This is a genomic window from Nonlabens sp. MB-3u-79 (genome assembly GCF_002831625.1).
In the GTDB taxonomy this organism is placed as follows: Bacteria; Bacteroidota; Bacteroidia; order Flavobacteriales; family Flavobacteriaceae; genus Nonlabens.
The window spans coordinates 2,682,219-2,695,568 of record NZ_CP025116.1; the positions used below are offsets into that span (position 1 = coordinate 2,682,219).

The window sequence follows — 13,350 nt, forward strand, 5'->3', positions numbered from 1 at the left end:
CTAGAATAAGCAACGAAATCAAAGACAAACACCTCGGTAGTTGTCTTAAAAAATAAACTTCCTTTAGTCTTATATCTGTTGTTTTAAAGAAACGCCCCCATATTATTTACTAAAATTGATCACTCGTTGCAGAAAAATAATTGTAAAACAATACAAATAACACCATAACCTATTTTATCTGATTTTGGAATGTTTCGTTTTTTAAATTAAGATATCTTATAGTTTAAAAAGTAAACTACCAATTAATTCTAGTATCCTATCAACCCAAGTGCTTTAGAGAAAATGGGTAAAAGTAAAAGTGAAATACTATTACATCGTAATAAGTAACTATATTCGCCCGGAATTTAGATTTTATCTCACCTTAAAAAAGAGCGGATGACTCCTAACAATTACGAACTTAAACAAAGCTAAAATGCCAATTAAAACTAACCGAATAGAATCTATTGACATTTTAAGAGGGGTTGTCATGGTACTTATGGCATTAGACCATGCTCGAGGTTATTTTTATTACAACGCATTTCTTAGTGATCCAACCAATTTGGAAGACACAACACCTTTTCTGTTTTTTACACGATTTATCACTCATTATTGTGCGCCAGTATTTGTGTTCTTAGCAGGAACTTCAGCCTTTTTATATGGTAGTAAAAAATCAAAACCTGAATTATTTAAATTCCTTTTCACGCGAGGAATATGGTTGGTTTTTCTAGAACTCGTAGTCAATAATTTTATATGGTTTTTCGATTTTAATTATACCCTTATAAACCTTCAAGTTATTTGGGCTATTGGTTGTAGTATGATATGCTTGTCTTTTTTAATCTTTTTGCAAAAAAAGATTCTTTTAGCCGTTGGAATATTATTAATTGTTGGGCATAATTTGTTAGATAATATTCAAATGAAAGGTGAAAGTTTTCAGAGTATTCTCTGGTACATTCTCAAGCAAAAAGAGTCTATAAGGATTCCAGATCATTTAATTTTATTCAACTATCCAATAATTCCTTGGATTGGTTTGATGGCTTTGGGTTATTTATTTGGCACCTTCTATCAAAAAGGATATGAGGTAAGTCTGAGAAGAAAATGGCTTTTGAGTTTAGGTATTGGTTTAGTAGCCCTCTTTTTTATTTTAAGGTACATAAATTTTTATGGTGATTTACATCCGTGGAGCACTCAAAATACGACAACAAAAACAATTTTATCCTTTTTTAAGGTCACCAAGTATCCACCATCATTGTTATATGTCTGCATCACCATGGGACCTGCAATGTTATTTTTATATCTTTTTGAAAACACTAAGAACAAAGTGACTAATTTCTTTTTGGTCTTTGGTCGCGTGCCATTGTTTTATTATTTTCTGCATATTTTGATACTACACCTATTGGCAATTCTAATTCTATTAATTATTGGCGGCGATTGGCACCATATGATTTTAACGGGTAACGATGAAGGCTTAAGTGATTATGGTTACTCTCTTCCTATGGTTTATCTAGTTTGGGTAGGAGTTGTGCTACTACTCTATCCATTAAGTAAAAAATATATGATTTATAAAGCCAATAATAAAGACAAGTGGTGGCTGAGCTATTTGTAAGACACAATGAATACATAATTTATAAAAGTGGGGTAGAAAACATCAAGGCTTAAAGTTTAACTAAAATTCGATAATTATTTGCTAATTGGGTACTTAAACGCGGCACTAATCATATACAAACACGATGGATGTGCGCAAAAATGGCATTAACAACATTAGAAAAAAACACACCATAGTTGAAACTAACCAAAAATATACGATTAAAGTATCATGTAATGCGTTTGAGTAAGGCGCTAAAAGAAGGCTTGCAATAACAAGATGCTATAAAGGCCTTGGAACGAAATTTAGAATTTTTTCCAGAAGATAAAACCACAAAAACAATATCGCTAAATTTATAAAATATGAAAAATATATTATTTGTTTTTACTTTATTTATCAGTTCTATTGGGTTTGCCCAAAACAGTTACTGGTATGATGTGTTTAATAAAGTTAAATCTGAAAACACAGTGAAATTCACTTCTTTACTAAATGATTACTACTCAAATATAAAAATTCCTAAGGACATAGATACTGAGTTTTCTCCTTTGATATATAAAGGCTCTAATGAAAAGGCAACTCACTTAATAAGCTTCTCGTCTTAATCGTCAACATCATTAGCTGAATTTAAAGAATCTTTGTCGGGTCCTGATTTGGATTTATATTCTGCCGAATTGTTTAAAAATGTTGAGAGCGAACACGCTATTGCTGGTATCAATACATTCTATAGAAATATAAAAGACGGTTTGCCAGAGCCCACCATATTTCAGTCATGGACTTATACAGTTAAAGAAGCAACTAATTTTACAAATGCTTTTAAAAAACTGCTGAAAACAATTTCACTAGATGGTTATATGGGCATGGGCGATATTGTTCACGGTTCAGACGGTGACAATGTCTGGTTTTTTAAAACCTATGCTGATTTATCACAAGCTTATGAATTTGACACAAAAAACGACATTGAAAAAACTGCTTACTCTTTATTTTATAAGGAAATATCAGAAGAAACCCTTCATAGGAGTTTTACGAGAAAACTAATTACAAGATTCAAATAAACAAAATAAAGGCGATTTTAAAACAATAGCCTTTCTGGTCAAACAGGGAGGCTTTTAGCATTATAGCTTTTAATGAAATAAGGCTACAGGAAACTTAAATCGTAGGCACATCTTCCTCTCTTAATACAGTTGTTTATATGGATATTAAAGATACGCTACAGGCTTCTTTTATATGGATACTAAACCCAAAAGCAATTTGGGTGTAAACTCAAATCGTTCTGTGTTCAATTAAGTATCTTGCTATCTTAAATGAGAGTGCATTTGAATCAGCTACTGTATTTATGCCAAGCGTTAACAGTCGTTGCAAAATAAACTAAACAGAAAATATGAGAGTACTATTCCTTTTTGCGTTTGTATTGATTTCGAGTTGTGTAAAATCCCAAAATTTATCATGTGTTGATTTTAAAATAGGCACATTTATAGGAGAGTCTACCAACTATAAAATGCCCACCACAATTGTAAACCGATCTGAAAAGAGTCAAAAAGAAACAGCTGATGGTTATGAAACTTTGGAAGCTACAATTGAGTGGAAGTCAGAATGCCATTTTGAATTGAATTATTTAAATGGCACTCCAGATGTGAAAGGAAAAAAAGTCAACGTTGAAATACTAAAAATAGAAGGGCAAAAAGCCATCTGTACTGCCACTGTTGAAGGAATGCCAGGAGTTATTTTGAACTTTGAATTGGAAAAACAAAAATAGCAACATTTACCAACACCCTTTATAATTAACTGCTTGTTTATTATTTATTTACTTAAATAATTAAAGGTTTTCTATTCGGTTTGCATTTGCTAAAAGGCGTGATTATACCACGCGCCCAACCTTATAAAAACAGTTAGCGCCAAATTTGACTTGTCCTTGAAAATGTTTACACAATACCAGTGACATTTATATAAGCGATGGAAATAGTGGACCGTAAAAAGAATCATTTCTATTATAAATTTTATCCGAAATTAGACAATGATAAAACTTTAAAAAAACCGATCCGGGCCGAACACAATTATCAACATATTAATAACAATAGCAATAAATGATAGTGCCTTTTTCTCTTTTTTATACAGAGACACCAAAGCGAAAGAAAACCCAAGAATAACACCAATTAAAAGGGATATAGGCCCCGTAAAATAATTATCCGCAACACCTATATAGATGAGCATTATTCCTATAAATGGAGATAACATACTTAGTATGGAGTACCTATTTTTTATTATCATAATTCTATTTTTAGAATACATTAGGTCCATAAGATACACAACAAACCATATACAATAAGGGTTTACTCAATTAGACCAAAGCAACATAACCAGAACTTTTGTTCAACAAAGCATAAATATATTTAAAAAGTTTTTTTTATTTCTAAACGATTGGTTAGATTTGTTTGATTGTTACAAATAATGGCTAGAACAAAACAATATTCAGAAGAGGAAGTTATAAACAAGGCAATGCATTTGTTTTGGCGTAATGGCTACAAAAATACATCCATGCAAATGCTTGAAAAAGAAATGGGCATTAATAAGTTTTCCATATACTCCAGTTTTGGAAACAAACATGGTCTATTTCTAGAATGTTTAAAAAGCTACAAAAGAAAAGTAAATTCAATTTTCGAAGAATTTAAAAATTCGAATAATGGCCTTCAAGATATTAAAGACTTTTTCTATAATTCAGTTACTATTTGTAGTGAAAACGGAAATGAAAAAGGCTGTCTGCTTACAAATACTTATAATGAGTTTTCAGAAAGAAATGATGAAATGATTAATGATCAAATGAATTTGTTCATGACAGGTCTAAAGGAATTGATCATTGATAAACTAAAAATGGATACCAATAAGGATGAAGAAACTGTTTTAAAGCAAGCTAATTACTTACTATTAGCAAAGCACGGTTTGGCTGCCGCATCAAAAGTCAATAGCACAAAAGAAATAGAAGACTATATTGAAATAACATTTGAAAATCTGTAAAACTTTTTTTTACAACATAACTAAACGATTGTTTAGTTAATTATTACTAATAGATAAAACAATAAAATTATGACAAAGTTAAAAGTTCACACCATTGAATCAGCACCAGAAGATAGCAAAGCACAACTCGATCAATCTGTAAAAGCATTTGGAATGCTACCAGGTTTGCATGCTGTTTTAGCGACCTCGCCTGGAGCATTAGAGGCTTACAAAACATTACATGGCCTATTTGAAAATTCGTCCTTTGATCCCGAAGAGCTTACAGTAGTATGGCAAACCATTAATGTAGAGCACGAATGTCATTACTGTGTACCCGCCCATACAGGGATAGCTCATATGATGAAGGTGGATCCTGAATTAACGGAAGCTTTAAGAAATAGCACCCCTATGCCAACTGAAAAACTACAAATATTACACGATTTTACTCTAAAGGTGACACGTAATCGCGGGCATGTAACACAAGAAGATTTAACCGCATTCTATGAAAAAGGTTATGGAGAAAGACAAGTCTTGGACATCATTTTAGGTCTATCTCAAAAAGTGATCAGTAACTATACCAATCATATAGCTAATACGCCTGTGGACGAAGCATTTCAAAAATTTGCATGGAAGCCACAAAACGCCTAAAACGATGAAGAGCCCTAATCAAAAACACGGAAAAATGAATCTTTCTGACTAATCATCAGTAAGAGTAAATAACAGTGCTAATTTTATTCCTGCAGATAAACGTGTAATAATGCAGGAAAGCACTTCAAATCTACAATCACAACTTAAATTTATAAAATGAATTTAAAACCATTTACCATACTATTCAGCTTTTTGTTCCTCATAGTAAGTTGCAAAAACAGTTCAAATAAGGAAGTCAAAAAGGTAACTGTTCATAAAAAAAATACCATCAATTTTCAAAATGAAGGACATGAATTAGTTTATAATATGGTAGAAAAGGTAGGTGATTATCAAAAACTAAGGTCTAAAAAAGATGTGGTATACACCTATACTTACACCACCCCAAATGGTCAGGCTGATATCTCAATAGAAAAATACATTTTTGATGGAGAATTATCTTATGGAGAATACAAACAACATCAGCGTACTTTACCTCAATTACAAGGAACTATAGAACAAGGATATGATGGCGAGTCTTATTGGTTAAAATTAAATGGAGCTATAGTTAATGACACTACAGCCTTAAAAAGAGTCATGTTTAACAGACCTACCAACTTTTATTGGTTTACTATGTTTCAAAAATTATTAGATCCAGGTTTGAAGTATGAATATTTGGGAAAAAAAGAAATGGGTAACAAAAACTTTGATGTGGTAAAAGTTTCTTTCGAATCTAAAAATGATAAACCTACTGACATTTATCAACTATACATCAATAAAGAAACAGGAATAGTAGATCAATTTTTATTTACTGTAGCAGATTTTGGCGTTATTGAAGAACCGCTGCTCATGCAAATGGATTATGAAGAAGTAGATGGTTTTTTAATACCTAGTAAACGCAAGTACAAAAAATCCACTTGGGAAGCTGAAGTCACTGATGCATCTTGGGTAATAGTTGAGTGGTCTGCTATCAGATTTGATACTGATTTAAAAAAAGAAGAATTTGTAAAATAACGGAGTACCACAAAGAACTAAGATTGAAACACCACTCTTTTATTCATTAATTGAAGACCATATTATTCTAGGCGCATAGATTCACTTGTTGGTTTCCAGTGAGTTTTTTGGTATCGCTTTCGCGAAAGCGAGAAAACCAGAACTAACAGTCTCACAGAATTGAACCTGTTTGAGATCATAAAAGAGAGGTGGCTATCAATGTTTTTATAGTCCAGGCCTCACCGTTTATATTAAGCTTAATCTCTCTTTTGTTCTGTCTGATTTATTGTCTTAAATTAATCTTTTTATTAAAATGCAAACTTTAAGAAGTTTATAAGTAATAGCGGTTGGAGTGGTAACTCTTATCGCTATTCTGTTTACCAGTAGGTGCGCGCTCGATGCTTTTAATCCCGAAAAAACACTCTGGTAACCGATTTTATCTATTCTTATGCATCTCAAATCATCCTGAACTTCATTGGGTAAAGAGAAGGATAATAAATAAATAACTAATACCAACAACGGCTATCATTCAATCGCAGTTTTCCTATCTTTCAGCTTCAGCGCAAAGAATTCTGTGAATGATTCCACAACGAAATCAGAACTGATACCTGCCTTAGATCATTTAATAAAACCTTATGAAAACAATCAAAAACTTTCTGTTTTTGTTCCTAGTGTTGACTTGCATTTTAACACAAGCGCAAACAATATCGAACCAACAATCACCAAGCCTTCTTGAAGGAAAAGCTTCAGACGTAGGCCTTTCGAGCGAAAGGTTAGCTAGAATTGATTCCATGTGTTTAGAAGCTATTCAGGAAGGACATCTTCCCGGAGTAGTTGCTCTAGTTTCTAGAAATGGTAAAATAGTCTATCACAAAGCCTTTGGAACATCAAACGCTACTACTAAAAAGAAGCTTCATAAAGATGACATCTTTCGTGTGGCTTCACAATCAAAAGCCATTACTGCAACGGCCGTTATGATGCTATGGGAAGAAGGTAAATTTAGACTTGATGACCCCATTTCTAAATACATCCCAGAATTCAAAAAGCCTAGAATACTTGATTCCCTATTGTCTAATGGTACGTATTTAACAACTCCAGCAAAAAACGAAATCACCATTCGACATTTATTAACTCACACATCTGGTATAGGTTATGGGATGATTGATGCTGACGAACGAATTAAAAAAATTTATAACGAAGCGGGAATCGTAGATTTATTTACAACAGAGAAAATCACCATTGGCGATAACATAAAAGAACTGGCAAAGCTACCGCTACATCACAATCCTGGCGATGCCTTTACATACTCAGAAAGTTATGATGTACTTGGGTATTTTATCGAAATTGTCTCTGGGGTGCCTTTAGATATTTTCCTGCGCAAACACATTTTTGACCCATTAGAAATGAATGATACGTGGTTTTATTTACCTCAATCCAAAGCCGATAGATTAGTGTCTATTCAAACAAAAAAAGAGGATCAATGGATCAACTACCCTATTACTTTTTACGACCCTCAATATCCGATTAAGGGAGAAAAGCAATTTTTTTCTGGAGGTGCTGGTCTGAGCAGTACAGCTCTTGATTACGCCAAGTTTTTACAAATGTATCTTAATAAAGGGGAATTAAATGGTGTGCGATTATTAAGCCGAACTACCGTTGATATTATCATGGCCAATCATATAAGTGATCTATGGGGTGAAGATGCTGGAGCCCACTATGGATTGGCTTTTATGATTCAAAATCAAAAGGGAGAAGATTCTGGTGGTAGCGGTAGTGTTGGTTCTTTTAGTTGGGGTGGCTATTTTAATACACAGTATTTTGTAGATCCAAAAGAACAGATTATAGGTGTCATTTTAAAGCAAACACAAAATATCAATTCAGATCAAACGGGTTGGAAATTTCCAATATTGGTAGGACAATCTATAGATGATTAATTGAGGAACGATCTACAACAAAATGTATAAGCCATTAAAACAACTCCTATAGAAAACACCTTGCCAGTAATTGATTAAACCTTTCATGAAGAATAAGGTCCAACAAAATATAAATTACGAAATAATGAGAATAAGCTTAACGGTTTTAGGATTTGTGTTTTTACTTACAGCTTGTGACAAAAATGACGAATCAATAACTCCTCCAACTAATCATGAAGAAAAAGTCATTGTAAAAGTTGATTCAACTTATAATATTAATTTAGTCGAAAACATTACATATGCCGAAGCACTAAAACACGATGATTGGAATAGCTCTACTACTACTGTAATTCCTTTAAAACTGGATGCTTATATCCCAGAAAACTCGTTATTAAAGAGACCTGCTTTCGTTTTAATTCACGGAGGAGGTTTGGACTTTGGCTCGCGTACAGATCCTAATATGGTTGCTATGGCAAATTACTTTGCCTCAAGAGGATGGGTAGTGTTTTCTTTAGATTATCGCCTTAAAAACGATAAGGGAACAGTTCCAGCATCTTGGAAACTAAGTACCTCAAATGATGATGTTTTGAAAGTCTATCCTGCCAACAGAGATGTAAAAGCAGCTATTCGTTGGTTGTATGCTCACTCAGAAAATTACAATATAGATACCGATTTTATCACAGTAGGTGGCGGTTCTGCTGGTGCGTTTTTAAGTGTTTCATTAGGTGTATCAGATGCTGCCGATTATACAAGTGAGATATCCATAACTGATGACCCTACCTTATCAACAACTAATATAATTCAACCTGTAAAAGTTCAAACTATAATTGATTTTTGGGGTGGGGATGCACATATTCAGTATTTAGAGCTTATATCTGGAATACAAAGATTTGACTCCAATGATGCACCAATCCTTATTGCGCACGGCACAAATGATAATGTGGTCGATTTTAGTGCTGCAGAAACACTTGAAAGTAAGTATCAAGCAACTGGAGTGAATTATGAATTTTACCCGCTACAGGGCTTTGGACATAGCGCTTGGGGAGCAACTGTAAATGGAAAAAGTTTATCTGATTTAGCTTTTGAGTTTATTACATTGGAACAAGAAATAACTGTTGAATAAACAACCCCTACTGGCCACAAAGAATTAAGGTTGAAATATCCCTCTTTTATTCATCATTTAAAGACCTTATTATTCTAGGCGCATAGATTCACTTGTTGGTTTCCAGAGATTTTTTTTGGTATCGCTTTCGCGAAAGCGAGAAAAGCAGAACTATCAGTCTTACAGAATTGAACCTGTTTCGGAGCGTAAGAGAGAGGTGGAATTAGTCCAGGCTTTACCCGTATACTCAGCTTAATCTCTCTTTTGTTCTTTCTAGTTGATATCCTAATTAAATGAAAATCAAACTTAAGACATGTACAACTAATTACTAGTTCCCTCCTACTTCTAAAAATCCAGGCGGATATTCGATTAAGTTTGTATTCGCTAAATTAGGTGCTTAAACACGCAACAAAATCATATACCAACAGGTTAGTTGTCATTGCTTATAAATGGAACCTATGAATGCTGTTTTGAAATTTAAAAAAGAAAAGTGCTCATGCCCAACTTAGAAATAATAAATGAAAACAACGATTATATAGTCGTCAACAAAATGGCTGGGCTGATAAGTGAAAAAAGTCCTTTCGAAGATTGCACTGTAGAAACTCAAGTGCTCGAACACCTATTAAAAAGGAAACCAAAGCCTTATGTTGGGGTTATACATAGATTAGATCGTGTGACCAGTGGCGTATTGATTTTTGCCAAGAAAAAAAGCATTCTTGTAGAGTTTAATGATCTATTTAGCAGCCGTAAAGTTCAAAAAACTTATTTGGCAATCGTTAAAAACAAGCCACTCAAAAACAAAGAAACTCTTATTAATTTTCTTGTAAAAAACAACCTAGAAAAAAGAGCCGAAATCGTCCAGTCCAAATCAAAAGAGGCTATGGAATGTAATCTTTCCTATCAAGTTATAGGTAAAAATGATGTTGGTTATCTTTTAGAAATACAACCCAAAACGGGTCGATTCCATCAAATAAGAGCCCAATTAGCACATATAGGGCTCCCTATTATTGGAGATGAAAAATATGGCTCAGATCAAGAATACTTCCCGCTATCTATTTGCCTACACGCATGGAAATTAACGGTTCAAGTTTCTGATTCTAAAGAATTCAAAACCTTCGAAGCAGCTTTGCCTAAAAACGCTTTTTGGAAGAATCAGCTCATTGATTTATCCAATCACTGAGAAGCTTCTAATAATCAGAAAAAAGGACTGCTCTTGACAAGCTATGCTATGAAAACCCCTTTTTCAATTCTTTAATAGCCTGTTTTATTTCTAAGGAATTCCTGATGATGATCCTTAGTTATGTCTTCCTCTCGCTGCGCTCATAAGAGACAGGGCTATAGCAGGTGAGTCTAACTTTAACGATGTTCAGCTAGGTTGTTTTGATATACCCCCTTTTAATTGGTCTTGGTGAGCTTTGTTATTTTTTTTTGTGACTCGCTTTCGCGAAAACGAGTAAACAAGGTGTCTGGTTTTTGTACTGATGATAAGCTGTGCAACTATCCTTCACATCAAAGACCTCTTTACTTGTATCAATTCCAAAAATTCATTTATATCTATTCATAAAACTGATTTATATAAAAAATAGCTGCAGGTATTATTAATTGCTATTAAATCTTTAAAACGTAAATCCACCTGATTCAATCCACTTTAGCACTAGCGAAAACTATAACTAGTTTTTAACCCCAACTAAACAGGTTATCGGTACTATCCTAAAAAAGCAACTAATCGATGTTTTTGTTTAAAACATAAACTTTACTAATACATAGTATAAAACATATAAATAAAAATTAATGCAAATATTTTCTGACTTTGCGTTGAAAATATATGTTTTATGAAAAACTTTAAACTTCCAATTTTTATTTTATCAATCATCATAACCACTGCCCTCTTTTCAAGTTGTAATAATGATGACGATTTGACTGCAAATGTGACTTTAACTGAAGGTATCGATGGAGATATTGGAGGAGATTTTACCGGTAACGGAGGTACTACATCCGAAACCTTCAATTGGCAAAACGACCTAACAACAGCAGACTACAATGCCGATATTACAGCTTCAACTTCTGGTCTTTTCCAAATGATCGTTAAAGATTCACAAGGCACTACTGTTTTAGATAGATTAATAAATGCTAGTGTTGAACCAGACAGTTTTTCTGGAGTAACATCATCTGGAGCAACAGGAATGTGGACGGTAACTATTAATGTTTCCAATTTTAACGGAGACGGAAGCTTTACTTTAAGTGAAGGGAATTAAACACACATCTATTAAAAAACTGTTGTGAAAATTGATTTATTTCCTTTTGTTCACCTTATTGATTTGTTTTTCAATCACAGCTTGCAGTACTGATGACGCTAATGATCATCAGAGCAATATGCAACAAGAAACGATCTAAAATGGCACTCCCCTGGAACTAGGCGTATAACAAAATATATAGATACTGCTATTGGCGAGACAAGTGATTTTTCTGGTTATCATTTCACCTTCAACAGTTCAGGTGCACCTCACTGCATTAATGGAACAAATAGTTTAGATGGTCCTTGTATTGTTTCATCAGACGGTTGAGACCTTAACGGTCTGGGAACCTTTGAAAAAATAAAAACACTACCGCTAACAAAGTGTATAGCTCATTGGGCGACTAATATAAATTTAAAGTGCCTTACATTAAATGAAGTTTTAAACGGTTTGACAGTTAAGCACCCAAAAATGCCCAAGGCCTCCTGCACCTTCCCTTAGTGTCAACGATAGAACATCAGTAATAGAAAAAAGAACAATGAAACAAGAAATTTTAATTAAGAATTCCACAATTGTAAATGAAGGAAAATCATTTGTTGCCGATGTGCTACTATCAAACGAACTTATTCAGCAAATCGGAAACATCGAGATCAAACCGGATTATAAAGTGATTGACGGCACAGGCAAACACCTATTCCCAGGAATTATTGACGGACAAGTCCATTTTAGAGACCCCGGCCTTACACACAAAGGTGATTTATATACCGAAAGCAAAGCTGCTATAGCAGGTGGAGTGACTTCTTTTATTGATATGCCAAATACAGTTCCTAATATTTTGACCGTTGAGGACTTACGAGAAAAATATGAGATTGCTTCCAAAAAATCTTTAGCAAACTATTCTTTCTTCCTTGGTGTAAACGGAGATAATATTGATGAAGTAATTAAAATGGATACAAGCCAATTTATTGGTGTTTCTGATGATGGCCTATATTTTACCAAAAAAGGAAATCTACTGGCTGATAGTCCAGCAAAAATGGAAAAGTTGTTTGCCAATTGCAAATCAATTATCGCAATTCATTCAGAGAAAGAAGAAATTGTAGAAGCAAACGAAAAGGCTTTTCGAGAAAAATACGGTGATCATATTCCCGCAAAATTTCATCCAATCATAAGAAGTACCAAAGGCTGTTATGAAGCGACAAAACGAGCGATTGAATTAGCCAAAAAGCACGATGCTCGACTACATATTCTTCACTTAACAACAGAGGCTGAAACAGAATTGTTTCAAAATAACATTCCGCTAGAAGAGAAAAAAATCACCACAGAAGTTTCGGTACATCATCTATGGTTTTCAGATAAAGACTATGACCGATTAGGAATGCTCATAAAGTGGAATCCAGCCATAAAAACAGAACAAGACAAAGCAGGTTTATTAAAAGCGCTACTGGATGATAGAATAGATATTATCACTACAGATCACGCACCTCATACGCTCAAGGAGAAGGAACAATCGTACTTTGAATCGATGTCAGGAGCACCAATGGTCCAGCACTCGCTCAATTGTATGTTAGAGTTTTATAAACAAGGTCTAATTTCTTTAGAGAAAATAGTAGAAAAAATGTGTCATAACCCAGCAATTCTCTACAGTATGACCAACAGAGGCTTTATTAGAGAAGGCTATTATGCAGACTTAACTTTGGTGGATTTGAACAGTCAATGGACAGTATCAAAAAGCAACTTACTGTACAAATGCGCTTGGTCGCCATTGGAGGGCACTACATTTCAGTCAGCAATCGAACAAACATTTGTCAATGGGAATTTGGTTTATGATAATGGAGATTTTTTTGAACAAGTAAATGGTAAAGAAATTGAATTTGGCAAGTGGAACTCAACAAAAAAAACGGCTTCCAATTGAAGCCGTTTTTTTTTGTTATTTCT

General features: G+C 33.7%; 12 protein-coding genes. All 12 read left to right on the forward strand.

Annotation, left to right across the window (positions count from 1 at the left end; translation table 11 throughout):
• The first annotated feature begins 412 nt into the window (after positions 1-412).
• The 12 genes from CW736_RS11910 (at position 413) to CW736_RS11970 (ending at position 13,327) form a co-directional block, all read left to right on the forward strand.
• Entirely contained in the window at positions 413-1,582 is a 1,170-nt protein-coding gene (locus CW736_RS11910) for a DUF1624 domain-containing protein (protein WP_101014350.1), read from the forward strand.
• Between the two features lie 341 nt (positions 1,583-1,923).
• Complete coding sequence (locus CW736_RS11915; RefSeq protein WP_101014353.1) at positions 1,924-2,163, forward strand: hypothetical protein; 240 nt, start codon at positions 1,924-1,926, stop codon at positions 2,161-2,163.
• A gap of 33 nt (positions 2,164-2,196) precedes the next feature.
• Positions 2,197-2,613: a hypothetical protein gene (locus CW736_RS11920; RefSeq protein ID WP_157810955.1), complete on the forward strand. Its 417-nt coding sequence runs from the start codon at positions 2,197-2,199 to the stop codon at positions 2,611-2,613.
• 326 nt (positions 2,614-2,939) lie between these two features.
• Positions 2,940-3,314 carry a hypothetical protein gene (locus CW736_RS11925; RefSeq protein WP_101014357.1) on the forward strand — a complete coding sequence of 125 codons (375 nt, stop codon included), beginning with the start codon at positions 2,940-2,942 and terminating at the stop codon, positions 3,312-3,314.
• Between the two features lie 692 nt (positions 3,315-4,006).
• Positions 4,007-4,570 (forward strand): TetR/AcrR family transcriptional regulator, encoded by a 564-nt coding sequence (locus CW736_RS11935; protein WP_101014362.1) that lies wholly within the window; start codon positions 4,007-4,009, stop codon positions 4,568-4,570.
• A gap of 69 nt (positions 4,571-4,639) precedes the next feature.
• Complete coding sequence (locus CW736_RS11940; RefSeq protein ID WP_101014364.1) at positions 4,640-5,197, forward strand: carboxymuconolactone decarboxylase family protein; 558 nt, start codon at positions 4,640-4,642, stop codon at positions 5,195-5,197.
• A gap of 156 nt (positions 5,198-5,353) precedes the next feature.
• Positions 5,354-6,187, forward strand: a complete 834-nt coding sequence (locus CW736_RS11945; RefSeq protein WP_101014367.1) for a DUF6503 family protein — start codon at positions 5,354-5,356, stop codon at positions 6,185-6,187.
• Between the two features lie 614 nt (positions 6,188-6,801).
• On the forward strand, positions 6,802-8,100 hold the full coding sequence (locus tag CW736_RS11950) for a serine hydrolase domain-containing protein (RefSeq protein WP_101014369.1): 1,299 nt from the start codon (positions 6,802-6,804) through the stop codon (positions 8,098-8,100).
• A gap of 124 nt (positions 8,101-8,224) precedes the next feature.
• Complete coding sequence (locus CW736_RS11955) at positions 8,225-9,202, forward strand: alpha/beta hydrolase (protein WP_157810956.1); 978 nt, start codon at positions 8,225-8,227, stop codon at positions 9,200-9,202.
• A 475-nt stretch (positions 9,203-9,677) separates the two neighbouring features.
• The gene (locus tag CW736_RS11960) at positions 9,678-10,361 is read left to right on the forward strand and encodes an RluA family pseudouridine synthase (protein ID WP_101014374.1); all 684 of its coding nucleotides are present in this window, start codon (positions 9,678-9,680) and stop codon (positions 10,359-10,361) included.
• A gap of 652 nt (positions 10,362-11,013) precedes the next feature.
• Entirely contained in the window at positions 11,014-11,436 is a 423-nt protein-coding gene (locus CW736_RS11965) for a hypothetical protein (RefSeq protein WP_101014376.1), read from the forward strand.
• Between the two features lie 517 nt (positions 11,437-11,953).
• Positions 11,954-13,327 (forward strand): dihydroorotase, encoded by a 1,374-nt coding sequence (locus tag CW736_RS11970; RefSeq protein ID WP_101014379.1) that lies wholly within the window; start codon positions 11,954-11,956, stop codon positions 13,325-13,327.
• The last annotated feature ends 23 nt before the right edge of the window (positions 13,328-13,350 follow it).

What these genes read in the sequence shown, in the direction of transcription:
- CW736_RS11935 (WP_101014362.1), top strand. Translation starts at nt 4,007, where the DNA reads ATGGCTAGAACAAAACAATATTCAGAAGAGGAAGTTATAAACAAGGCA.
- CW736_RS11965 (WP_101014376.1), top strand. Translation starts at nt 11,014, where the DNA reads ATGAAAAACTTTAAACTTCCAATTTTTATTTTATCAATCATCATAACC.
- CW736_RS11970 (WP_101014379.1), top strand. Translation starts at nt 11,954, where the DNA reads ATGAAACAAGAAATTTTAATTAAGAATTCCACAATTGTAAATGAAGGA.
- CW736_RS11910 (WP_101014350.1), top strand. Translation starts at nt 413, where the DNA reads ATGCCAATTAAAACTAACCGAATAGAATCTATTGACATTTTAAGAGGG.
- CW736_RS11960 (WP_101014374.1), top strand. Translation starts at nt 9,678, where the DNA reads ATGCCCAACTTAGAAATAATAAATGAAAACAACGATTATATAGTCGTC.
- CW736_RS11925 (WP_101014357.1), top strand. Translation starts at nt 2,940, where the DNA reads ATGAGAGTACTATTCCTTTTTGCGTTTGTATTGATTTCGAGTTGTGTA.
- CW736_RS11915 (WP_101014353.1), top strand. Translation starts at nt 1,924, where the DNA reads ATGAAAAATATATTATTTGTTTTTACTTTATTTATCAGTTCTATTGGG.
- CW736_RS11945 (WP_101014367.1), top strand. Translation starts at nt 5,354, where the DNA reads ATGAATTTAAAACCATTTACCATACTATTCAGCTTTTTGTTCCTCATA.
- CW736_RS11955 (WP_157810956.1), top strand. Translation starts at nt 8,225, where the DNA reads ATGAGAATAAGCTTAACGGTTTTAGGATTTGTGTTTTTACTTACAGCT.
- CW736_RS11940 (WP_101014364.1), top strand. Translation starts at nt 4,640, where the DNA reads ATGACAAAGTTAAAAGTTCACACCATTGAATCAGCACCAGAAGATAGC.
- CW736_RS11950 (WP_101014369.1), top strand. Translation starts at nt 6,802, where the DNA reads ATGAAAACAATCAAAAACTTTCTGTTTTTGTTCCTAGTGTTGACTTGC.